This window comes from Pseudomonas sp. B22129 (assembly GCF_044218875.1).
GTDB lineage: Bacteria > Pseudomonadota > Gammaproteobacteria > Pseudomonadales > Pseudomonadaceae > Aquipseudomonas.
This window is the reverse complement of the sequence record NZ_CP162592.1, coordinates 2949710-2972385: the sequence shown is the minus strand read 5'-3', so window position 1 is coordinate 2972385 and position 22676 is coordinate 2949710. Positions and strand designations below refer to the sequence as shown.

General features: G+C 54.2%; 25 protein-coding genes and 4 tRNA genes. 15 read left to right on the top strand and 14 right to left on the bottom strand.

Translation table 11 applies throughout. The features are described from left to right. Positions 1 to 293 precede the first annotated feature (293 nt). Positions 294 to 1505 (top strand): tyrosine-type recombinase/integrase, encoded by a 1212-nt coding sequence (locus tag AB4P94_RS13675; protein WP_395610956.1) that lies wholly within the window; start codon positions 294 to 296, stop codon positions 1503 to 1505. On the opposite strand, the gene AB4P94_RS13670 is transcribed toward AB4P94_RS13675, so the two are convergent. Further along, positions 1502 to 1999 carry a hypothetical protein gene (locus AB4P94_RS13670; RefSeq protein WP_395610955.1) on the bottom strand — a complete coding sequence of 166 codons (498 nt, stop codon included), beginning with the start codon at positions 1997 to 1999 and terminating at the stop codon, positions 1502 to 1504. The two genes, AB4P94_RS13675 and AB4P94_RS13670, sit on opposite strands and share 4 nt — an antisense overlap. A 162-nt stretch (positions 2000 to 2161) precedes the next feature. Between AB4P94_RS13670 and AB4P94_RS13665 the strand changes: the two genes are divergently transcribed. The 3 genes from AB4P94_RS13665 (at position 2162) to AB4P94_RS13655 (ending at position 3650) form a co-directional block, all read left to right on the top strand. Continuing rightward, positions 2162 to 2362 (top strand): helix-turn-helix domain-containing protein, encoded by a 201-nt coding sequence (locus AB4P94_RS13665; protein ID WP_161776283.1) that lies wholly within the window; start codon positions 2162 to 2164, stop codon positions 2360 to 2362. Positions 2363 to 2498: 136 nt separating this feature from the next. Further along, entirely contained in the window at positions 2499 to 2735 is a 237-nt protein-coding gene (locus tag AB4P94_RS13660) for a helix-turn-helix domain-containing protein (RefSeq protein ID WP_308907906.1), read from the top strand. A gap of 156 nt (positions 2736 to 2891) precedes the next feature. Then, a complete protein-coding gene (locus AB4P94_RS13655; RefSeq protein ID WP_395610954.1) occupies positions 2892 to 3650 on the top strand; it encodes a hypothetical protein in 759 nt (252 codons plus the stop codon). Positions 3651 to 3755: 105 nt separating this feature from the next. On the opposite strand, the gene AB4P94_RS13650 is transcribed toward AB4P94_RS13655, so the two are convergent. Both AB4P94_RS13650 and AB4P94_RS13645 read right to left on the bottom strand, forming a co-directional pair. Then, on the bottom strand, positions 3756 to 4121 hold the full coding sequence (locus AB4P94_RS13650; RefSeq protein ID WP_395610953.1) for a hypothetical protein: 366 nt from the start codon (positions 4119 to 4121) through the stop codon (positions 3756 to 3758). Positions 4122 to 4234: 113 nt separating this feature from the next. Continuing rightward, on the bottom strand, positions 4235 to 4453 hold the full coding sequence (locus tag AB4P94_RS13645; protein WP_395610952.1) for a hypothetical protein: 219 nt from the start codon (positions 4451 to 4453) through the stop codon (positions 4235 to 4237). A gap of 327 nt (positions 4454 to 4780) precedes the next feature. Between AB4P94_RS13645 and AB4P94_RS13640 the strand changes: the two genes are divergently transcribed. Continuing rightward, positions 4781 to 5491, top strand: a complete 711-nt coding sequence (locus tag AB4P94_RS13640) for a hypothetical protein (RefSeq protein ID WP_395610951.1) — start codon at positions 4781 to 4783, stop codon at positions 5489 to 5491. Between the two features lie 177 nt (positions 5492 to 5668). Here the strand turns inward: AB4P94_RS13640 and AB4P94_RS13635 are convergent, their stop codons facing one another. Further along, the gene (locus tag AB4P94_RS13635) at positions 5669 to 6685 is read right to left on the bottom strand and encodes a hypothetical protein (RefSeq protein WP_395610950.1); all 1017 of its coding nucleotides are present in this window, start codon (positions 6683 to 6685) and stop codon (positions 5669 to 5671) included. Positions 6686 to 7182: 497 nt separating this feature from the next. Here AB4P94_RS13635 and AB4P94_RS13630 point away from each other — a divergent pair, with 497 nt between their 5' ends. From AB4P94_RS13630 to AB4P94_RS13605, 6 genes are all read left to right on the top strand, one after another. Beyond that, positions 7183 to 7935: a KilA-N domain-containing protein gene (locus AB4P94_RS13630; RefSeq protein WP_053257598.1), complete on the top strand. Its 753-nt coding sequence runs from the start codon at positions 7183 to 7185 to the stop codon at positions 7933 to 7935. A 670-nt stretch (positions 7936 to 8605) separates the two neighbouring features. Beyond that, positions 8606 to 9022 carry a DUF5681 domain-containing protein gene (locus AB4P94_RS13625; protein WP_017529439.1) on the top strand — a complete coding sequence of 139 codons (417 nt, stop codon included), beginning with the start codon at positions 8606 to 8608 and terminating at the stop codon, positions 9020 to 9022. Then, positions 9019 to 9450: a hypothetical protein gene (locus AB4P94_RS13620; protein ID WP_395610949.1), complete on the top strand. Its 432-nt coding sequence runs from the start codon at positions 9019 to 9021 to the stop codon at positions 9448 to 9450. Before AB4P94_RS13625 ends, AB4P94_RS13620 begins: the two co-directional genes overlap by 4 nt. A 200-nt stretch (positions 9451 to 9650) precedes the next feature. After that, complete coding sequence (locus AB4P94_RS13615) at positions 9651 to 10484, top strand: hypothetical protein (protein WP_395610948.1); 834 nt, start codon at positions 9651 to 9653, stop codon at positions 10482 to 10484. 69 nt (positions 10485 to 10553) lie between these two features. Then, a complete protein-coding gene (locus AB4P94_RS13610; protein WP_395610947.1) occupies positions 10554 to 10898 on the top strand; it encodes a hypothetical protein in 345 nt (114 codons plus the stop codon). A gap of 8 nt (positions 10899 to 10906) precedes the next feature. Next, on the top strand, positions 10907 to 11503 hold the full coding sequence (locus AB4P94_RS13605) for a tail assembly protein (protein WP_395610946.1): 597 nt from the start codon (positions 10907 to 10909) through the stop codon (positions 11501 to 11503). A gap of 29 nt (positions 11504 to 11532) precedes the next feature. On the opposite strand, the gene AB4P94_RS13600 is transcribed toward AB4P94_RS13605, so the two are convergent. Then, a complete protein-coding gene (locus AB4P94_RS13600) occupies positions 11533 to 12174 on the bottom strand; it encodes a hypothetical protein (RefSeq protein WP_241912248.1) in 642 nt (213 codons plus the stop codon). A gap of 12 nt (positions 12175 to 12186) precedes the next feature. Next, a complete protein-coding gene (locus AB4P94_RS13595) occupies positions 12187 to 13107 on the bottom strand; it encodes a hypothetical protein (RefSeq protein ID WP_395610945.1) in 921 nt (306 codons plus the stop codon). Positions 13108 to 13326: 219 nt separating this feature from the next. Here AB4P94_RS13595 and AB4P94_RS13590 point away from each other — a divergent pair, with 219 nt between their 5' ends. Continuing rightward, positions 13327 to 13950: a recombinase family protein gene (locus AB4P94_RS13590; protein WP_395610944.1), complete on the top strand. Its 624-nt coding sequence runs from the start codon at positions 13327 to 13329 to the stop codon at positions 13948 to 13950. A 359-nt stretch (positions 13951 to 14309) separates the two neighbouring features. On the opposite strand, the gene AB4P94_RS13585 is transcribed toward AB4P94_RS13590, so the two are convergent. Beyond that, positions 14310 to 14386 (bottom strand) — tRNA-Arg (locus AB4P94_RS13585). Positions 14387 to 14711: 325 nt separating this feature from the next. Here AB4P94_RS13585 and AB4P94_RS13580 point away from each other — a divergent pair. From AB4P94_RS13580 to AB4P94_RS13570, 3 genes are all read left to right on the top strand, one after another. Beyond that, positions 14712 to 14939, top strand: a complete 228-nt coding sequence (locus AB4P94_RS13580) for a hypothetical protein (RefSeq protein WP_395610943.1) — start codon at positions 14712 to 14714, stop codon at positions 14937 to 14939. Positions 14940 to 14949: 10 nt separating this feature from the next. After that, a complete protein-coding gene (locus tag AB4P94_RS13575) occupies positions 14950 to 15129 on the top strand; it encodes a PA3371 family protein (protein ID WP_395610942.1) in 180 nt (59 codons plus the stop codon). Between the two features lie 391 nt (positions 15130 to 15520). Beyond that, positions 15521 to 15847 (top strand): Arc family DNA-binding protein, encoded by a 327-nt coding sequence (locus AB4P94_RS13570; protein ID WP_003193592.1) that lies wholly within the window; start codon positions 15521 to 15523, stop codon positions 15845 to 15847. 99 nt (positions 15848 to 15946) lie between these two features. Here AB4P94_RS13570 and mgtE read toward each other — a convergent pair whose 3' ends face one another. From mgtE to alaS, 7 genes are all read right to left on the bottom strand, one after another. Continuing rightward, entirely contained in the window at positions 15947 to 17389 is a 1443-nt protein-coding gene (mgtE, locus tag AB4P94_RS13565; RefSeq protein WP_395610941.1) for a magnesium transporter, read from the bottom strand. A 340-nt stretch (positions 17390 to 17729) separates the two neighbouring features. Then, positions 17730 to 17806: transfer RNA gene (locus AB4P94_RS13560), tRNA-Arg, on the bottom strand. Between the two features lie 72 nt (positions 17807 to 17878). Next, positions 17879 to 17955: transfer RNA gene (locus AB4P94_RS13555), tRNA-Arg, on the bottom strand. A gap of 108 nt (positions 17956 to 18063) precedes the next feature. Next, positions 18064 to 18154: transfer RNA gene (locus AB4P94_RS13550), tRNA-Ser, on the bottom strand. A gap of 62 nt (positions 18155 to 18216) precedes the next feature. Next, positions 18217 to 18405, bottom strand: a complete 189-nt coding sequence (gene csrA, locus AB4P94_RS13545) for a carbon storage regulator CsrA (protein WP_003175645.1) — start codon at positions 18403 to 18405, stop codon at positions 18217 to 18219. Between the two features lie 175 nt (positions 18406 to 18580). After that, positions 18581 to 19822 (bottom strand): aspartate kinase, encoded by a 1242-nt coding sequence (locus tag AB4P94_RS13540; protein WP_395610940.1) that lies wholly within the window; start codon positions 19820 to 19822, stop codon positions 18581 to 18583. Positions 19823 to 19917: 95 nt separating this feature from the next. Then, positions 19918 to 22536 carry an alanine--tRNA ligase gene (alaS, locus tag AB4P94_RS13535; RefSeq protein ID WP_395610939.1) on the bottom strand — a complete coding sequence of 873 codons (2619 nt, stop codon included), beginning with the start codon at positions 22534 to 22536 and terminating at the stop codon, positions 19918 to 19920. Positions 22537 to 22676 lie beyond the last annotated feature (140 nt).

Sequence of the window (22676 nt, the reverse complement as noted above, 5' to 3'; positions counted from 1 at the left end):
CAGGGCAAGAGAAATAAATGCCGCACCGGCTGTGAACCTCTATCGTCGGTAAGGTTCGACCGGTGTTTAAAAGCCAGTCACAAAAAAGCCCCGCCAGACGAATCCGAGCGGGGCTTTGAATCTGGTGTCCCAGGGCCGGTTCGAACGGCCAACCTTCCCCTTAGGAGGGTCAATTTCGACCCAGCAGGCACAGCCACAAGCCTAGTATTACTGGGCCTTTTAGTCCCATTGAGTCCGTGAACATCGAGCGGTATAGTGCGTTTTGCTGCCACCCTGCTGTCACGGACGAACCCTTGAAATCCAAAATCACTCAGAAGCTAATTGGCAGCCTAGCCGCCGAGGCGAAAGCATACCGCGTGCATGACACAGTGCAACCCGGCTTCTTCATTCGCGTGCTGCCCAGCGGTCACAAGTCCTACATGGTCACTTGGGGCCGAAACAAGAATGCCACTCTCGGGCGTGTCGGCGTGCTTACCCTTGACCAAGCCCGAACCGAGGCCGCCCAGTACTTAGCCGATGCACACGCCCACGGCGAGCCCCTGGCCATCGCCCAGGGGCGCAAGGGATCAGCCCTGCCCTCGCTGCGCGATTTCATCGACGACACCTATATGCCGTGGTTCAAAGCTCATCACAAAGGCCATGAGAAGACGCAGCACACCCTCAGCAATAACTTCGACCCAATCATGCCCCAGCGCTTGGACGCGATCACCGGGCGAGACCTAGAGCAAATCCGCACAGGATGGATGCAGGCCGGCAACAAAGCCTCGACGGTGAATCGAAAAATGGGCTCGATCAGTGGTGTTTTCAGTCGTGCCATTGAGTGGGAGTACATCGATACACACCCGCTGGCCAAGCTGAAACAGCTCAAAGTCGATTCAAAGGGGGTGATTCGCTACCTGGCTGCTGACGAGACCAAGCGTCTACGCGATGCCTTGGACGCTCGACAGGATGAAATGAGGGCCGAGCGTGAGAGTGCAAACGCCTGGCGGACGGACCGACACAGAGAGCCGATGCCAAGCCTTCTGGAACTGCCCTTCACCGATCACCTGAAGCCCATGGTGTTGGTATCGTTGAATACCGGCATGAGGCGCGGAGAGCTGTTCGACCTGAAATGGTCAGCGGTGAACTTCGACACGAAGACAATCACAGTCGCCGGGGCCACCACCAAGACAAGCGATACGCGCCACATCCCGATGAACAAGGAGACTATTGGTGTGCTGGAAGCCTGGAAGAAGCAGGTGAGCAAGTCGCCGTATGTCTTCCCAGGTCAGGGCGGCGGTCGCTTTGAGGACGTCAAAAGCGCCTGGCTCAAGTTGCTTGAGCGGGCGCAGATCGACGGGTTCCGCTGGCACGATATGCGCCACGACTTCGCTTCACGCCTGGTAATGGCCGGCGTACCGCTCAACACGGTACGGGATCTGCTGGGGCACGCCGATATCAAGATGACTTTGCGCTACGCACATCTGGCGCCAGGAACAAAGGCCGCTGCTGTGGAGCTGATTTAGAACGGCGGCTCAAAGGGGACAATGGTCCGGCTTTCTTTATTTTCCTCTACGTGCTCAAGAAGGTAATTCCATAAATTCCGAATATTTCCGCGATCAAGATAGCCCACACCTTCGATCTGCCAGTGAGTGCCAATCTTTGCGGCCCCCTTATCCAGGAAGACCGGAGACGCCTTGATCGTTTCCCAAATGCGCTGCTCCTCAAATGTAAGGAGATTAGGCAAGTGATAGCAGAGATTGATAAAGCGCTCGCTTTCATCAGTTGACCACACCTCACTTACGGCACTGGCTACCGACCAATGCTCCGTATTTCCTCCATCATGGAATGGAACGTCAAGATCAAAAACCAATGCTTCAACTGCAGCCTCTACGACCCCAGTAATTGACTGCCGCTTTACCCGAGAAATGACATCGATCGTGAATTTGACCTTTGGGTCTAACCGGAGGGTCAGTGTTTCTGTCTTCCGCGATCCTTGGTTAGGTCTGTTCTTGGCCATCTCAAAATCTCCGAGCCATAAATCGAGCGACAATCCTAATCCGTACGTCCGAGCGAGTCCATACGTTCATACAAATCATATAGCATCAGTTGACGTACAGTATTCTCAAGGAATAGGATTGATCCACGGCCACTTAATTCTAATGGCCGATGGAGAAACAAAATGCTTGCAGCAGAACAACCAGCAGCCTTGTCCGTTAGCGTCGAAGACGCAGCTCGGATCGTCGGATATTCGCGATCGGGTGTGTATGAGTTGATAGCAAAGGGAGAGATCAAGACCTTCAAGCTTGGTAGGCGTCGTTTGATTCTGATGACTGAACTTAAAGTCTGGATCGAACGAGCAGCGAAGGAAGGTGCCCGGTGATTAGCGCGATACCCCTGGAAAGAGGACCGGAAGGGATTGAATCAAGAAAACTGAGTGATAGAGAGAGCGTTAAGGCGGTGTTCGAGCACCGCCCTAACGAAAACACACTGGATAGCACCAACGTGAAGGCCAAACTATGACACGTCATTCTTCAACAGAGCAAGACAGCAAGATGATGGAGGCCCTGCGAAACGGGCCCGTATCGACCATCGAAGCCGCAAAAGAATTGGATATTGTCCAGCCGCCAAACACCATTCGTCGACTTAGGAAGAAAGGTCACGAAATCCGCACCTACTGGACGCACCAGTCCACTGAGCCAGGACGACCGCCACACCGCGTGGCCAAGTACATCCTGATGCGCGAAGCGTCGTAATCCGGAGACCGCAAGGGACGCCGCGAAATTGCGGCGTCCCTTGCGCCTGCCTGCGAGCTGCTGGCGGGCTTCAGCCCGTTGTTTATCCAGCCGAACTACGCTGAGGTCGATTCAGTGGAATGCCTAGCCACAAAACTACTTAGCCGTGGAGACACGGTGAGCATTGAGCGTGGGCAGCTCGTCATTCAACCGGCGAGCGGCAAGCCCGTGCCGCCTGAGTGGATCAACACCAACCGGGCCAGGCTTTGCCGTGAAGCGCTTATTTCATTAGGCCTGGATGCTTTCGAGTACACGGATTATTCAACTGGTCACTATGGCAAAACCCGGAGCGCCGGTATCACGTTGCGGTTCGTCTCGCTAGTAAATGGGGAGTCTGTATACGCCGTTTTCAATGCAGACCTGACCCGTCAGCGAAACACAGCCGCAGCTAAGGCTGGCGCGCTGCTTCCCAGGGGACAATTCCGTATAGGTAAGCGCAGCCACTTCTACAAATTCTGGATGGGCACTGGCTTGCCGTTCCCTCGGCGCCTTTCAGCTATGCACGATTACATGGGGAAACTGCGTGGCGTCATGCTGACCGGATTGCTGACTGACGACCGTATTAACGCCGGCAGTTTGGCGCCTATTAGCCTGACTGCCGAGAAATTCAGAAAGGCAATTTTGCCGGACAAATTCCGGACAATATCCGGACAACTGCCGGACAACTTCCGGACAAGAGCCCCGGACAAGGAAAACGCTCCAGCCCATGCAGTGCGCGGGTTACAGCCAATTTCAACTACGTGCGTTTCAAACCACGAAAACAAGTTAATAAGAAAGGACGAATACAAGACAGCTTCCATAACTGATTTACCTATCCCTAAGCCTCCTCAGGATCAGAGTGTTGACGAGTGGTTGGAGGCTTACAGCTCCACATGATCTACCTTGCCGAAAAGGCCCCCGCCGCCAGCAAATGAAAAAAGGGCACCACCCTGATTCGGGGTAGTGCCCTTGATGCGGCAAAGGTTTCGTCGCTTGTCAGCCCTACTCCAGCACCACCGCGCGGTATTGCTGATCGCCGCCCAGGTCATCCGAGCCGAAAATGGCCCGATTGACAGCTCTCCGGCTCTCCAGCATCAGGTCATGCTCATCATGAGTGCCAATGTCCGCCGCAACCCACTCAGGGAGCTCCTTACGCCGCCGCAACTCGCACAGGTGCGTCCACCATCGGGTAGCGTAACGCCGCTCTGCGAGAATGAGTTCAACCACTAAGGTTCGTTGCTTCTCGGTGAAGAGGGGCAGGTGTAAGGCGCTAGAGTCGCCCACCTCAGTGCCTGCAAGGCCCTGCCCTTCAAATTCGGACTTATCTTGGCCTTTCAGGGCGTTACTGATATTTTGGTAAAGTTGCATGACGTGTACCTTCAAGTGTCGTCGTGTAATCGCCAGGCCGCTGTTAGCGCAGCGGCTTGGCACTTTTCAAAAGTGGGATTTCCTCACATTCAAATACCCAAAATTAGGGGTATTTACTGCTTACCCTTCTCGCTGATCCAGCCTGCCGCCCAGCTCAAGGGGTCTTTCGACTCCATCGGTTTGAGTGGCTTACCGTCTCGCGCTGCCTGCCTACCCTCCTCCTCTGTTTCAGCGTGAATCCACACGGTGGTGTTCTTGTAGCCTGCCGCTTTCTGCCGCTCCTTGAATGCTCGCTGGCGCAGGGTGTTCGGGCTTTCGGATTTGTCTGCCATCTGAATACCTCATTACCGGTAACGGAAACAATACTGCCACCTCATTACCGGTAACGCAATGGGGGTGTCGAAATAATTGCGCCCGAACAACACGAAGCTCCCCTTAAATTCGGCCCGAATCTTAGAACGTGCAAGACTTAGTAGTGGCCAATGGCTTAGCATTGGCTTAGGGTGAGGTAAGGATAACGAACTCATCTCTCAAGCTGTGTCGCTTTCACGCGTAAGCCGTGGCTTGAGAAACGTCCTATCTACACCGTTAAAACGCACCTAATTACTAAATCATGGAAAAGCACTCTACTGGGCGCTACACAAAGAAAGGAAAATTTTGTGACAGCTATCGAACTAATTAGTTTAATTGCATCAATAGTTTCTCTTGTGCTGGGCATCGGTGCTATTTGGTTATCAGTAGTATTTTTCAATATGTCAAACGAAGCCTCCAAAGCAACCACCGAGGCAGCAAAAGGAATTGACGCAAGCGTTAAAAGGCTCGAAAACCTATTCGACAAGTTATATTCGGATACTTTTTCAATGATGAAAGATACCGTATCTGATATGCGAAAGCACATTTGGAATGGCGGCGACTCGCAAACAACAGACAATAAAGATAGCATTCTTGAGGAGGCTGATAAAAAAGCAGAAGAGAAAGTTGCAGAAGTAAAAAGAGCCATGGACAAGCATCTTTCTGAAATCCTTGACCGTCAACGAGTCTCGGATGGCAACCTGACAGAAATAAAAAATGAAATGAAAGGTTTGTTAGAGCACGCTATACAGACATCTCGACAAATTGACAGTGAGGCGAGAGAAGAAACTGTACGAGAGCACATCCTGTCTGAGCTTCGAAAAGCGATGAGGCGAAAAAAGTCTTATACCGCTTCAGACCTTGTAGATCTCTTATCCGAAAACATCCCTACGCACAGACTCCTTCTTGAGTTGAAACAGCTCAAATCCGAGGGACTGGTTACGTATGAAGATGAAAGCATAATGCCGAACACTGTAATCAAAATCCCACGTATTGGCGAGCGTATCGAAAGGTCCTGACTAATCTACAGTTAGACGTAGATATAATCTCGAACCGTTTTTAACATCCTGAATCGTTACTGTCGATGTACTCAGACCTGAGTACATCTACCCCTTCAATTATGAACTCTTAAACACCTCACCATCACGGCGGGAGATCGGAGTGCGCTATGGCTCGGTCCCACTTGTCGCATCGAGTCAAGTCTTTGTGAGTGAGACCCAGGGGGGAGTATCCATACCAATAAATCGAAGACTGCCGTCACTATTCTCTAACCAAGTGGCATTGCGCCCCTCCTCTGGCATCACCACCTCCAAAGAGTAGCCTAAAAAAAACATTAGCATTTCAGCCATATCTTCAGCGTCCCAGATCCCAAAAACTGGTGTCGATGACAGCCCTGCCATTGGAAGAACATTGAAGGTAACAACTTGCGAATTTTCCCCGACCAATACCTTAGGAGTGCGATTAAAAACTCTCGCCTTCATAAATAGGTTTGCTCCGAGTTCTCCAAATTGAACTGGATGTAAAGGGTGGCTCTGGTACCGCGAAAAAAACTCTGTTCCTGCAAACGTCTGAGCCCCCATATCAAAGGCGGCAAGAATCCCAACCTTACCCAATCTGAGATACATAGTACGGTTAGAAATATCATCCTTATAATCAAACCGCATCTCGGGATCTTCTGGCTCCTGAACATCAAAAATAAATAATGAAGCTGGAATATCACTTTCCATTATTGAGAATAGCATCGGTACGCGGCATGACTGTAGAATCAAATGAAGCAATTGAAATTGCTCCATATCTTCTGCACTCACAATATTCCCAGCGCCTGGCTGCCGACGGTCGAAGGAAAGAAACAACTCCCGGTAAAGCAACCCGTAGAAAATCTTCAATACCCACACCAGAAGACGCTCACGATCCATAGATACTAGCTCAGCCGCCCCGTTGACAAATCGCTCTTGAACCTCTCGCTCTATACTCGACAAGCATCCATTGTTACAAGACTGACAGCAAGGAATCACTAACTGTCGATACGCCAACTTAGTACCGTTTAGCAACGTAATGGGCTTGTCCCAGAGCCCAAAATGATGCAATAACCATTTCGGGAAAACGTGTTCTCGACTACTTTGGTTATTTTCTACATCGCTACCACACAGGAAGCAGGTGGTTTCTGAGAAGTCGTGATCTCGAATAGCGTTATAGAGGGATGGGGTAGACACCTTCTGCTCCTTGAACTGTGACTACGTGAACCGGCAATGACTCGCCATAATACAGCGCCATCGTGCTCCATCCGAACATATTTGCATGGTATCAGCGCAGCTCCTTCCCCCATCCAAAGTCCTGCGGTTCCCTTTTAGTTGAGGTATGGGGAAGTGTGACGCTTTGGTCTCACTGAGACGGTTTGGTCTATCTGGCAGATCGGGAGTGGTTCCGGTTTTCTCGGTACGCCTTCCGAGTACTGCGAAACAGACCAAATGAGCCGAATCGGATCTGATCATCTGCTTCGCGCCGCTTTGTCAGATCAGCAGGACGGATAAATGTCCCAGCAGGTTTGGCCCTCATCTGCCAGTCAGCAGGATCGTAAATCGGAAATCTTCGAGGGCACTCCATCAACTAAGACGAAAGGGTATAGGCCGACCCCTTAAAAAACGGTTATGGTGGCACTCTGCCTGTCCGATTGGATCCAGCTGGGTCCAGGCAGGAATGGAGAGCTGCAATGAACGAACAGATGGATCTTATCCCTAGACGGGTAGAAGGCGCATTGATCCACCAGCGCACTGCTGATGGATATGTGAATGCAACTGCAATGTGCAGTGCCTCAGGCAAAGGATTTCACGATTACTCGAGGCAGGTAGTGACTGGAGAGTTCCTATCAGAACTTTCTAGGTCGAACGGCATCCCCATTGATTCATTGGTAATCACCGTAATAAACGGCCCTGTCGAAGCACGTGGGACTTGGGTTCACCCGGACGTTGCAATCAACCTAGGTCAATGGTGCTCCCCACGTTTCGCAGTAGCGGTAGCTACCTGGGTAAGAGAGTGGCTTGCAGAAAAGGCAAACCCACAAAACTTGCCGTACCATATGAAAAGGTATATGGCCAACAGAGGAGCCGTTCCACCTACTCATTTTTCAATGCTGAACGAAATGGCGCTAGTGTTGATAGGTCCTATGGAGGACGCCGGCTACAGGCTGCCAGACAGAATGCTCCCGGACATCTCGGAAGGCCGTATGTTTTGCAAGTGGCTTAGGGATACCAAAGGTATCGATACCGATGCCCTTCCCACATACCAACATCGGTTTGAAGATGGCCGGGTAGTGTCGCCAAAGCTTTATCCCAACGAGGTGCTCGGTGACTTTAGAGACCATTTTCACAGAGTCTGGCTCCCTCAAAAGGCTGTCGCATACTTTAAAGATCGCGACGCCCAAGCGCTTCAATACCTCCCACTATTAATTGGCAACAACAAATAGCTCCTGACAGCAGGCCGGAACAGGCACGCGACACGGTGATCCACCACTGGTGGAAGATGCGTCCAAAGCTGGACGCATCAAATCCGCGCCACGTTTTCACATCTCGCAAAACGTGGCGCGGAACCCGGCATACCAAAATGGGAGGCCAGGTTGTTGTCCGGAAATCGGACTTCAAGCAGCCACTTCCCCGCTACTCCCTCCCACCTTTTACGACCTCCTCGTAAAACCCACCATCCTCCGACGCGCTCCAGTAATTACGCGATGCCAGGCTGAGGGTTATCAACTGAGCCGAAAACCCGGCTGTGTATCACTTTGCCTACCCCCGACTTACTGCAACAAAAAACCCCTTCTCGATTCGCTGCAAACCAACTATTTCAGTCCCGTTTAATCCGGTTATGTGTATCACCTAGAGTGCACCTAAAAAGCACTGGATAAATGATCAGATCATGCCTAATGTGAGTTTTTGAGCCACTCAAAACCCATTCGAGGCAGCACCTATGAACACAGCTAAGCCCGCCCGAGGACGCCAGCACAAACCAACTCGCTCCGAAGTTGCTGCCGCCTGGGGCCGCCTTCGCGAAGCCGCAGCAGACGGAAGCGTTCAAGCATCTGCCCTGCTGATAGCGCTCGCTGAAAACAAACCGGTCATCGCCATGGAATCGCCCACCGCATGACTGATCGCGATAAAGCCGGCAAATGGAAGCCGGGGCAGTCAGGTAATCCAGGTGGCCGTTCTGGCCAAACGCAGGAGCTGCGCGCCCGACTCGCGGAAGGTGCAGACGCCGTGACAAAGAAGGTTCTGACAGCGGCCAAGAAGGGCGATATGCAGGCTTGCCGACTGATCCTTGAGCGCCTAGTGCCCCCGATCAAACCAACTGCCGAGACGGTGTGCTTCGACCTGGACGATACCGACCTGCCCAGCGCAGCCAAATCAATACTTCGCGCAGTTGCCGCCGGCGAGCTACCGCCAGACCAGGGCAAAGCACTGATCGAAGGGCTAGGTGCTGTTGCCCGGGTAATCGAAGTTGCCGAGCTACAGAAGGCCGTTGAAGAACTCCGCGAACAGATGGAGGGGATGCGGCAATGAGCATTAAGTGGATGCGGGCCGAGCTCAAGCGAATTGCAGAGAAGATCGGCACCGAAGACGAAGAGACAGTGCTCGTTATGTTGACGGTGGTGGACTGCAGGGTTGACGCGGTTGAGGAGGAGATGGACTACCCCAAGACCGTGGGCCATTCATTCAACTATCCAGTCCTGGGCGTGCAAACGGTGATGCACTTTCCACTGTGCACCATGAACAGCAGCGACGCGGCCAATCTGGCAGAGGCGTTCATTCTCCACGTCCGCGCAATTGAAAACCTCCGCCGTCCCGCTCCAGTAGGTGTGATGGATATGCGGCCATTCCCAAGCGCTGGCGCCTGGATCTTCCCGCCATTGGCTGGCGGGCAAGACATCAAAAATCACGTCGCCGAACAGTACCGACTGATCATCGAGGCCTGCCATGAACATCCGTAGCCAGGTGGCCAAGCTGCGTCAGCAATCAGGGCTCACTCAATTCAATCGTGACGTACGAGAGATCAGCGCCCTTATGGACGAGTTGCACGTAACAGCAACCGGCGGTGGCACCCGAGAAAACGTGTCCCTACTCGAAATTCTGAGCGAAGCCTCAGACCAAAACCGGCCGCCCCACGGCCAGACAATCAAAAGGTAACTCAATGAAAATCGGCAAACGATCCGTCCTCAAAGTTGGCTTGGCCAACCTCCATTACTCCGAATACGAACACCACCAAGTAGAGGCAAGAACATTCAATATCCAGCGCCCCGATGGCACCAAAGGCACCTGGCAGGCCGGTGGCTTGTTGAAGTCTGTTCGCCATTTGCAGGGCTTGTCGCTGGAGGCGTTCAAGGACCTCGGAGAGGAAATCCTCTCGATTCGCGGGAACAAGGACCTCAACGCCGCTGCCATTGAGCGCAAGGGCAAGGAGCAGATTGATGGAATCATTCCCGCCCTGATGCCGGCGATGGAGAAGGCAGCAAAAGATATGCTCACGTTGGCCCAAACAGTGGCCAGCGGCTTTGCCGCGGTCACGCCGCGCGCAAGCTCGGACGTTGTTGGTTTCCTGGCCGATCAGGAGCTACGAGCCATCGTGCGTAGCCTCAAGCCGGAAGAGCGCCAGCGACTGGTCGCTGAGGCGCGTGCAGGTAGTCATCCCGACGTTGTAGAGGCGGTGCTCAGGGCAAACCCAATGCTTTCCGGGCTATCGCCAGAGGCGGCTGACAGCCTTTCGCGTGCAGGTATTGCAGCGTCCCGCGCCGAGGACATTGAAGGGCTCAAGCAGATGCTAGCGATTTACGATGACGTGCTGGCCACCGCCTCCAATGCGGGTATCGCACTGAGCGGCATGGTTGCCAATTCGAATGGGTACACCGGCCGATTTGAGAAGTGGAGATCGGGCTGCGAAGGCTCCGAAGCGCTTCGCGAATGGCTAGCAAAAATGCCCTCTCGCACCTCCGCAAAAGCGTCCTCTGATCAATCCGAAGCGGCCTAACTGCCGCACCCGTGCGCTACGCAAGTATTGGTGGCGCCGATCAACGGCAGACTCTGTGAGTGTGAAGACATGACCTTTCAAGAACGCTTTACCGAGGCGTGCAAAACGCAGAAATTCAAACCATACGAACTGATCCAAGGGCCGGACGCCGGCTACACGGTGTGGGAGGTCCAGCACGTCAGTGGTGGCCAACAAGTGACAGTCGACGGTCCCTTCTTCACCGAGGAAGAGGCCAGGGTTTCGGCCGATCTGCTGAGGGGGACATTCCGAGGCGCGCGGGCCAGCGATGTGATCTACAACCGGGTGTGGAACTACGACCCGCGCCAGGAAAAACTGACAATCGACCAGGCGCATATGTCGCGCGCAGTGCTCGCCATTCGCCTTGGGCTTCCAGCTCCGTCCACCAATCCATAGGAGGCCCCATGGCCGCTACAGCAATCGAATACGCCCCGCTCACCACAATCAAACTGTACGGGCAGCTACGGCAGTTCGGTAAGTCCTACCAGTTCTCCATCCGAACGCCGGCCGAGGCCATCAAAGCATTGTCAGTGCAGATCCCTGGGTTTGAACGGTTTCTGTCGAATGCGAAGTCTCGCGGCCTCGTATTCGCGGTATTTCGAGGCAAGAAAAATATCGGTGAGGGTGAGCTTGGGTTTCAAGGCAAGGGCGACATCATCATCGCCCCCGTGATAGTGGGCAGCAAACGCTCTGGAGTTCTGCAAACCGTAATCGGCGCCGTGCTGATCGTAGCGTCATTCTTCACGTTCTGGGCGCCTCCAGTATCAGCCGGCCTGTTTGCATCTGGCGTGGGTATGGTCGCCGGCGGCGTGATCCAAATACTCAGCCCCCAGGCCGGCGGTCTCAAGACCAGCGCAGCGCCGGAGAACACGCCATCGTACGCATTTGGCGCAGCCCGAAACACCACTGCTTCGGGCAACCCGGTTCCTCTGTGCTGCGGTTACCGACGCTGGGGCGGGGCGATCATCAGTGCCGGAATTTATGCTGAGGATCAAATGTAAGCTGATCACAACAACACAGATCGTTTTATTTAGTACTTTTCGTCGTCGTCATTATCATCCTCATCATCGACAATGGGGGCTACCATTGGCTTAACGAAAGCAGCCTCCTTACGATGAATTCGATCTGTCATATAATAAAGGCCTAGCAACGTTGTCACCAACATATTGCAAGTCAGAAAAATATACACGACAACGACAAACCACTTTAAAAACAGGAAAAACTCACCAGAAAATATAGACTTTATTTGCGGCGCCAAAAGCACCAAAGCACTTCCTCCAAAATATAAAAACAGAGACATAAAGGACAGATACCCAAACAAAAAGCACAAAAAACGCCTTCTAGATAGAGCCTCAGACCTTCCCCTCCGCTTCTTTCGAGAAGGAAGTACTACAGGTATACCTGGCATAGGTTTATCCATGGAGTCTTTATTAAAAGTAGCAACTGCTGCCAAAGACGCAATGTAAAAACCAGAAACTATTTGCAGGTACCCTACAATTACACTTATTACACCCTTTTCAGAAAAGACCGGAATTCGACCAGAAAAATAAATCAGCACACCTACCAGCAACGCAGTAATCACGCCAGGTATAACCAACTCATCAGTGATTTTATCCTGCCTTTCAATACGTAAATAAGAAAGGGGAGTAAGCAATCGATGAATACTGCTCATATGCCCTCCTCATTATTTAAGAGCTCTCATTTTCTTAAGAAATTCCTGATCCATCTCGGCTGCACATTGAGGTAGATCGTAGTCTGTAGTCACTAGTTCCATACGCCCAAAAACGGCGTCGCCTGCATCCTCGCGCAGCGTAGACATTCTGACAGATCTCTGCTTACCTTCCGGCCTTTTGAATACCACCCTCATCTCAGGGTAGCCCTTTTCGTTGCCGAGGTCTTTAGCACGGTTGATAAAATCGACGGCTGGCTGACCGTGAGCATTTGAGACGGCTTTGATCTTAACCGTAGTAGTCACTTTATCCAGGAACGGGTCTTCATCTAACTCTTGTATAGTTTGATTCTTGAACAGTTCAACAAACCTAAGCTCACCTCTTTCAAGGTCTTCCAAAAGAGATTGGCTTGTAAGGTGATCAAAGCCAATCACTGGATAACAATTCAGTACCCCACCATCAACACTATCGTACTCCCTGGTCATATAAGACTTTAATAAAGTATTCATGAACGGAGTTAACTTGGTCTTGCCTATCCCGGGAGCATCCTCAAGTAGCATTAAATACTCTAATCCATTCGGCTTAATTGGATCCAAATAAATGACCGCATGAGCAGACACCGCAATACCTTCACCTTGCAACTTTGGCTCTGACCTCAACTCGCCCGACACAAGGTCACTAAAAGCAGGATCGGATATTTTTGAATCTGCGTACTGAAATAAGAAGCTAGCCCGGCGGTACTTTTTATTAATATGCAAGTGAGAAATCCTAACGCAAGCAGTCCCCTTATGTATTAGCTTATGCAAACTTCCATCTTTGAAATTCTGTTTGAGAACTTGAAGACAATTCTCCAGCTCAAAAAGCGGAGCATCGTCTGGAGCGGACTGTAATGTCACACCATAAAAATGCACCCACCGTTGATTCAACTCTAGCATTCCCTGCACCTCTTCTTATTTAGGCTTACGCCGCGTCCTGTCTTCTAGGTCCGATGTTGCTCCACAATGATGGCCTTAAGCAATCTTTTCAGGCGTCTAAGCCGGGTATGCCTATCCAGATACAGGCTTATTTTGCCTTTCTCGGGCTTTTCTCTTGATAAGTAACACCCAAAGTGCAACAGTATTAGTAGAACGCCCTAACTGATACAGGCACCCATCATGTTCATCCGCGCATACCTCCGAGCTTCCACCGAAGAACAAGACGCCGGCCGTGCCCGGGCTTCGCTCGAGCAGTTCGCCAGCGACCATAACAAGGTCATAGCAAGCGTGTACCTGGAGAACGCCAGCGGCGCCACCGCCGACCGGCCCGAGCTGGTGCGCCTGCTGAAGGATGCTCGCAAGGGGGACGTGTTGCTGGTGGAATCGATAGACCGCCTCTCCCGCTTGCCGGTGGAGGATTGGCAAAAGCTGAAGGCCGCAATCGACTCTAAGGGCCTGCGCATCGTCGCGCTCGACCTGCCGACCAGCCACCAGGGAATGCAGGACACCAAGGGCGACGAGTTCACCGGGCGAATGCTGGGCGCCATCAACTCAATGCTGGTGGAAATGATGGCCGCGATCGCGCGCAAGGATTACGAGCAGCGCCGCGACCGGCAGGCCCAGGGCATCGAGAAGGCAAAGGCCGCCGGCAAGTACCAGGGGCGGCCAGTGGACGCCGATCTGCACAAGCGCGTGACCGAGTTGCTCGGCGCCGGCTTGGGGATTCGCGCGACAGCCCGGCACGCCAGCTGCTCCACTACAACTGTGTTACGAATTCGGGACGCAGCTGTCCAGAGGGTTTGAGCTATTAGTACGTTGCGTACAAATGACTAACGCAGGTCCCACATACCTTCCGGCCAAGCTTCGCACTTTCGGTGCGAGCTTCTTGCTCGCTCAGGCAGCCGAGCTTAGTCGTGGATTCATCTTTGCCTGCCTTCTGGCAAATGGCGTTTCGACGGGAATAGCACTTGCCATCATCTTTGACGTCGGCCAGGAAAATATGAATCTCAGTCGTGTCAGTACGCGTCCGGAGGGTATACGCAATCTTGCTCATTCAGTTCTTCCTTTAACCAAAAAGCCGTATAGCGCGTTGCCTTGCTGTCACCCTGCTGTCACAGGGTAATGAACGCGAATTGGAAACCAGCTACAGGCATTGAATTATATGGTGTCCCAGGGCCGGTTCGAACGGCCAACCTTCCCCTTAGGAGGGGGATGCTCTATCCAATTGAGCTACTGGGACAAATGACAGCCACCGGACCAAAGTCGCGGCGACAGACGGCGTGCATGTTAACGGCCAGGGTAGGTTTTGTCATGTCGTCCTTGGGCTTTTTGAGTGTAGGCCGATCCTTTGTTGAACACGCCCGGCGCGCCCTTCTGAATACAGGCACAGCCGCCATCGTGCATATTGCACGCCCCTTAAAATGAGCGCATTGCAAATTGCAACATCAACAAGCTTTAAAGTAGACCCAACCCATTGTTTTTATTGAATTAATAGATTGGCACGACACCTGCAATACTTCTTCTGCAAACCCAATCAGCCAAGGCGTTAAGCGGAGAACATGACCATGAACAGTGCCCTATTGTTAGCCCTCAACACCGTAGCCTTGGCTGCACTGGTGACATTCCACTTTCAATCGTCCGGCAACGATGATCCCGCACAAATCAGCCAGGCCGTCCCGCATCATCTGCAGCAACGTCCGCAACTGGCTGTCATGACGCCTACCGCACAATCGCCGATCTACCTGACCCAAGGCACTCAGGCAGCACCGCCATCCGAACACTGGGTGTTCTAAGGAACTGTTCATGACCAAATTCGCCTGGTTTATTTTATGCCTCACCCTCCTCTTCGGCGCTCTAGGCCTCACCGCCAGCAGCGAGGACACACAGACCATCGCATTCATTGCCACAGGTGTGCTGGCGAGCCTTCTGCTGCTGACCCTCGCGCTAGGGCGGCGCATCAAATTTGACCCGATTTTACGCTGACACCCTCCCCTCCCCGCCCTACCTTATGTCGCCTCGCACTCGTAAATCGGCAAATTGCCACTAGTCTAAAGATTAAGGGCAAAAGGCCACTTTGCTATAGGATGTGCGGCCTCAAACCCCGGTGCGACCTGAATTTTCGGGAAACATTCCAACACAAAGGGACCTGTTGAAAAGTTTTCAAACCAGTCCGCAAAAATGCAAATGAGTGCTGGCATAAAGCCTTTAGGCAGTTCAATATTTGTCACAGAATTGACGCCAAGGAACTGTCAAATCTGAGGCATGATGCGGCCTCTTTGCAATTCGGGTTGAACTTTGGTCGTGAGTCTTGTCTTAACACTCATCCTTGCGGCCAATTCCAAGAACCGCTCCCCTGAACTAACCGGTTAAATATATGCGCCCATTGAAACAGGCAATTTATTCCAGCCGTACGGCTGACAAGTTCGTCGTACGTCTGCCAGACGGAATGCGGGAACGCATTGCCGAGGTGGCTCGCAATCATCACCGCAGCATGAACTCCGAAATCATCGCGCGCCTGGAACAGAGCCTCATTCAGGAAGGTGCGTTGGGCGAAGAGTTGAGCATGCGCCTGGACAGCCCTGAGCTGTCACTGCACGAACGCGAACTGCTGCAGCGTTTTCGTCAGCTCTCCCACCGCCAGCAAAATGCTCTCGTCTCGCTTATCGCGCACGACGTTGAGGCGGCCGCAGAAGCCAACTGATCTGCAATTGAAAGCCGAAGCCAGCCATGTGCTGGCTTTTTTTTGCGTGGAATTCGGGAGGAGAACGGGCGGGAACCAATGAGTTCCCGCCGGAGGGGATTAGAGCAGGAAGATGGTTGCCAGGCCCAGGAAGATGAAAAAGCCGCCACTGTCGGTCATGGCGGTAATCATCACACTGGCGCCCATTGCCGGGTCACGCCCAAGGCGCGCGAGGGTCATGGGGATCAACACCCCCATCAACGCAGCGAGCAGCAGGTTAAGGGTCATGGCGGCCGTCATCACAACGCCCAACGACCAACTGCCATAGAGCAGGTAGGCGACGATACCGATCACCCCACCCCACACCAGGCCATTGATCAGTGCCACCGCCAACTCCTTGCGCATCAGGCGTGACGAGTTGGCAGTGCTGACCTGATCAAGCGCCATCGCACGCACGATCATGGTAATGGTCTGGTTACCCGAGTTACCACCAATGCCAGCCACAATCGGCATAAGCGCCGCCAGTGCTACCAGCTTTTCGATCGAACCTTCAAATAACCCAATCACTCGCGAAGCGATGAACGCAGTGATCAGATTAACGGCCAGCCAGGCCCAACGGTTACGCAGCGAGCGCCACACCGAAGCAAAAATGTCTTCCTCTTCACGCAGACCCGCCATGTTGAGGACTTCGGTTTCGCTCTCTTCACGAATCAGGTCGACCATTTCATCGATGGTCAGACGACCAATCAGCTTGCCGTTCTTGTCGACTACCGGCGCCGAGATCAAGTCGTAACGCTCGAACGCCTGGGCGGCATCGTAGGCATCTTCGTCCGGATGAAAGCTCACCGTGTCGCTGGCCATCAAATCCGCAACCTTCTTGTCCGGATCATTGACCAGCAAACGCTTGATCGGCAGCACACCCTTGAGAATGCCTTCGTAATCCACAACAAACAGCTTGTCAGTATGACCAGGCAGCTCTTTGAGGCGACGCAAGTAGCGCAATACCACTTCCAGGCTGACGTCTTCGCGGATGGTGACCATCTCGAAGTCCATCAGGGCGCCGACCTGATCCTCGTCATAGGACAGCGCGGAGCGCACACGCTCACGCTGCTGGCCATCGAGGGCCTCCATCAACTCATGGACAACGTCACGGGGCAGCTCGGGGGCCAGGTCAGCCAGCTCGTCGGCGTCCATCTCCCGTGCCGCAGCCAGGAGCTCGTGATCGTCCATGTCGGCGATCAGGGTTTCACGGACCGAATCGGATACTTCGAGAAGGATGTCGCCGTCGCGGTCGGCCTTGACCAGCTGCCACAAGGTCAGTCGATCATCCAGCGGCAGGGCTTCGAGGATATAGGCAACGTCGGCAGAGTGCAGGTCGTCGAGCTTGCGTTGCAACTCGACGAGGTTTTGCCGGTGAACCAGGTTTTCGACGCGGTCGTGATTCGGACCTTCCTGGCGATGCGTGAGGTCTTCGACCACACGCTGGCGCTGCAGCAGCTCGATGACTTGAGCCAGGCGATCCTGCAGGCTTTCTTGTGTTTTCTTTACTTCTACTTCGGTCATAGGCGAACTCCACTCCCAGCAGCGGGGCACGCCGGAAGGATCAATCAGTCAATTCATGATTGGTAAAACGGGGTACTAAGTAACTACTGGGTAAGTCCATGGAGGTATTCCACAAGCCCCGGCGGGGCTGACGGGCGCAATGATACACGCTGCGTGCGCTTTTAACGTTAAAAAACTGGAAAGAACAAGCGCTTGCGAGCCAAAGCTGAGCATTGGCTGCATCTATGAACTGCGACGTCGCAGCGGATGGGGAAAACACATGGGCGGGGTGGAAAAAGCAAAAATCCTACACAAACCCCAGACGGCAAAAAGCCCGCACTAGGCGGGCTTTTTGTTTGTATGGTGCACTCGACAGGATTCGAACCTGTGACCGCTCGGTTCGTAGCCGAGTACTCTATCCAGCTGAGCTACGAGTGCAGATTGTGTTTTTAGACCAGATCACAACTGGTTGAAGCCGAATCACCTGCATCGCTGCAACTGACTCTTAAATGGTGCACTCGACAGGATTCGAACCTGTGACCGCTCGGTTCGTAGCCGAGTACTCTATCCAGCTGAGCTACGAGTGCATTTGTTGCCGCGCATTATAGGCCGTTCAATCTCTATGTAAAGCTATTTTTTCGTTTAATTTCAACAACTTAGCGAAAAAACCAGATTGCAACGTACTAAGCAAATAATGGCGGAGAACGGGGGATTCGAACCCCCGACACCCTTTTGAGGTGTACTCCCTTAGCAGGGGAGCGCCTTCGGCCACTCGGCCAGCTCTCCGCAACACGGGGCGTATATTAACCACGTTCATCCCCGTTTGCAAACATAAAAAACGATAAAAATTAAAGGCTTGGTTCTTCGTCCTTCTCTTTCTTGATCCGCAGGTAGATTTCCTCGCGATGGACCGCCACCTCTTTCGGAGCGTTAACCCCGATACGCACTTGATTGCCTTTGACGCCGAGCACAGTCACGGTGATTTCGCCATCACCGATAATCAGGCTTTCTGCGCAACGACGAGTCAGAATCAGCATACCTTTCACCTCACGCATTTCAGTTCAGGAACAACAGTCTGCAAAAAAAAGGCCTTCGACCTACGGCCAATGGCCATAGTCCTACCGCCTTAGTATTGTCGAGCCCACGCAAAAGAACATGCGCCCCACAAAAAAATGAAAGGCGCGGTAAAAACCGCGCCTTCCTGGCATTGCGTCACTCGCCCTGTCGGGCCGGAGCGTCCAGCTCAAAAGCGGTATGCAGTGCGCGTACAGCCAGTTCCAGGTACTTCTCTTCGATCACCACCGAGACTTTGATTTCCGACGTGGAGATCATCTGGATGTTGATGCTTTCCTTGGCCAGGGCCTCGAACATGCGGCTGGCAACGCCGGCATGGGAACGCATGCCCACACCCACGATCGACACCTTGGCAATCTTGGTATCGCCGACCACTTCACGGGCGCCAATCTCGCTCGCGGTGTTCTGCAGGATCCGCTCCGCCGCATCGTACTCGTTGCGGTGCACGGTAAAGGTGAAATCGGTGGTGTTATCGTGCGAAACGTTTTGCACGATCATGTCGACTTCAATATTGGCGCTACTGATCGGGCCGAGGATCTTGAACGCCACGCCCGGAGTATCCGGCACGCCACGGATCGTCAGCTTGGCTTCATCGCGGTTGAAAGCGATGCCGGAAATGATCGGCTGTTCCATGGATTCCTCTTCATCAATAGTAATGAGGGTGCCCGGACCCTCTTTGAAGCTGTGCAATACGCGCAGCGGAACGTTGTACTTGCCGGCGAACTCCACCGCGCGTATCTGCAACACCTTGGAACCGAGGCTGGCCATTTCCAGCATCTCTTCAAAGGTGATCTTCTCCAGGCGCTGAGCCACGGACACAACCCGCGGATCCGTGGTGTAGACGCCGTCCACATCCGTGTAGATCTGGCATTCATCGGCTTTCAGAGCCGCTGCCAGCGCCACGCCGGTGGTGTCCGAACCGCCACGCCCCAGGGTCGTGATGTTGCCGTGCTCGTCCACACCCTGGAACCCTGCTACAACTACCACGCGCCCGGCTTTGAGATCAGTACGAATTTTCTGATCATCGATTTGCAGGATGCGCGCCTTGGTATGTGCGCTGTCGGTCAGGATGCGCACCTGACTGCCAGTGTAGGACACCGCCGGCACACCACGCTTGTTCAGCGCCATGGCCAGCAAAGCAATCGTCACCTGCTCGCCGGTGGACACGATCACATCCAGCTCACGCGGCAGCGGTTGTTGATCGCCGCTGATTGCCTTGGCCAGATCGATCAAGCGATTGGTCTCGCCGCTCATGGCCGACAGCACCACCACCAGGTCGTCGCCGGCATCGCGGAATTTCTTAACCTTGTCGGCGACCTGCTCGATTCTTTCGACAGAGCCGACCGAGGTGCCTCCAAATTTCTGTACGATCAAAGCCATTTCTAAGCCGCCTCAGCCCGTAAAGGGGCGCCCAATAAACAAATTCAAGCAACCGAGCGAGCCCATGACTAGACCATGGGCTCATTAACAGCGCCTTAAATGCCTGCCTCGACAAACGGCACGGTCAGGGCCAGGGCCGCGTCCAGGGAGCCTGCGTCTACACCACCGCCTTGCGCCATGTCCGGACGACCACCGCCCTTCCCGCCCACTGCCGCGGCGGCTTGTTTCATCAAATCACCGGCCTTGAGTTGGCCAGTCAGGTCTTTGGTTACACCGGCAACCAGAACGACCTTTTCCTCATGGACACCGCCGAGCAGGATCACTGCGCGGCCGAGCTTGTTCTTCAACTGATCGACCAAGGCCAACAGCGCCTTGCCGTCCTGACCGTCCAGGCGTACAGCCAGGACTTTCACACCCTTGACGTCCAGCGCACTGGCCGACAGATCGTCGCCCGCCGCACTGGCTGCCTTGGCCTGCAACTGCTCCAGTTGTTTCTCCAGCGCACGGTTGCGCTCCAGAACGGCCGACAGCTTGTCGATCAGGTTGTCGCGGCTGCCCTTGACCAGGCCGGCCGCTTCCTTGAGTTGTTCTTCAGCCGCATTGAGGTAGGCCAGGGCCGCAGCACCGGTCACCGCTTCAATACGACGCACACCGGAAGCCACACCGCCTTCGCTGATGATTTTCAGCAGGCCGATGTCGCCGGTACGGCTGGCGTGAATACCGCCACACAGCTCCACCGAGAAGCTGCCGCCCATGCTCAGCACGCGCACTTCGTCGCCGTACTTCTCGCCAAACAGCGCCATGGCGCCTTTCTTTTTAGCGGTTTCGATATCGGTTTCTTCGGTTTCAACCGCCGTGTTCTTGCGAATCTCGGCGTTGACGATGTCTTCCAGGGCCTTGATCTGCTCAGGCTTGATCGCTTCGAAGTGGCTAAAGTCAAAACGCAGGCGCTGACTGTCAACCAACGAACCTTTCTGCTGCACATGCTCACCCAATACCTGACGCAACGCGGCGTGCAGCAGGTGAGTGGCGGAGTGGTTCAAAGCGGTTGCATGCCGTACGTCGGCATCGACCTGGGTGTCCACCGGCGCACCGACCGTCAGGTTGCCCAGCACCAGGACGCCGTGGTGCAGGAATGCACCGCCGGTCTTGGTGGTGTCACGCACCTCAAAACGCCCGGACGTCGAGCTGAGGAAACCACAGTCACCAATCTGGCCGCCGGATTCGGCGTAGAACGGCGTCCGGTCCAGGACCACCACCGCCTCATCGCCTTCATTCAATACGTCAACCGATTTGCCGTCCTTATAGAGGGCAACGATTTTGGCCGAGCCAACAGTGGCCTGGTAGCCGGTGAACTCAGTCGGCACGTCAACCTTGACCAGGGTGTTGTAGTCCAGGCCAAAGGAGCTGGCGGAACGCGCGCGCACGCGCTGGGCTTCCATCTCACGCTCAAAACCGGCCTCATCGACGGTCAGCTCGCGCTCACGGGCGATGTCGGCGGTCAGGTCCATCGGGAAGCCGTAAGTGTCGTAAAGTTTGAACACCACATCGCCCGGTACCACGGTGCCTTTGAGCCCGGCCAGGTCCTGTTCGAGGATTTTCAGGCCATGCTCCAGGGTCTTGGAAAACTGCTCTTCCTCAGCCTTGAGCACGCGCTCGATGTTGTCTTGCTGTTGCTTGAGTTCCGGGAAGGCTTCGCCCATCTCGGCCACCAGCGCGGCAACGATCTTGTAGAAGAAGCTGCCGGTGGCGCCCAACTTGTTACCGTGGCGGCAGGCGCGACGGATGATGCGGCGCAGCACGTAGCCACGGCCCTCGTTCGACGGCAGCACGCCGTCGGCGATCAGGAAGCCGCAGGAACGGATGTGGTCGGACACGACCTTGAGCGACGACTGGTTTTCGTTGGCGCAACCAATCGCGGCAGCCGAGGCGCTCAGCAGGTTGGTGAACAGGTCGATTTCGTAGTTGGAGTGAACGTGCTGCATCACCGCACTGATCCGCTCCAGGCCCATGCCGGTGTCCACCGACGGCGCTGGCAGTGGATGCAACACGCCATCGGCGGTGCGGTTGAACTGCATGAACACGTTGTTCCAGATCTCGATGTAACGGTCGCCGTCTTCTTCCGGCGAGCCCGGCGGGCCACCCCAGATGTCGGCACCGTGATCGTAGAAAATCTCGGTGCACGGGCCGCACGGGCCAGTATCGCCCATGGTCCAGAAGTTGTCGGACGCGTACGGCGCGCCCTTGTTGTCGCCGATGCGGATCATGCGCTCGACCGGCACACCGATTTCTTTGGTCCAGATGTCATACGCTTCGTCGTCGGTTGCGTAGACGGTGACCCAGAGTTTTTCCTTCGGCAGCTTCAGCACGCCGGTCAGGAAGGTCCAGGCAAAGGTGATCGCATCTTTCTTGAAATAATCGCCAAAGCTGAAGTTGCCCAGCATTTCGAAGAAGGTGTGGTGGCGCGCGGTGTAACCCACGTTTTCCAGGTCGCTGTTCTTGCCGCCGGCGCGTACGCACTTCTGGCTGCTGGTGGCGCGGGTGTAGGCGCGCTTTTCCTGGCCCAGGAAACAGTCCTTGAACTGGTTCATCCCCGCGTTGGTGAACAGCAGGGTTGGGTCATTGCCTGGGATCAAGGAGCTGGAGGCTACACGGGTGTGGCCTTGCTCTTCGAAGAAGCGAAGGAAGGCTTCACGGATTTCTGCGCTTTTCATTAGGTTCTTCCACGGAGGCTGCGGCCAAAGGCCAGTGCGCAACATCATCAGACGGAGCGACGGCAAAGGGCCGCATTATATCGGCCCTTTGCCGGTGGTACAGCGTGTTTATGCGATAGAAACAGTCAATTAGACGGTCT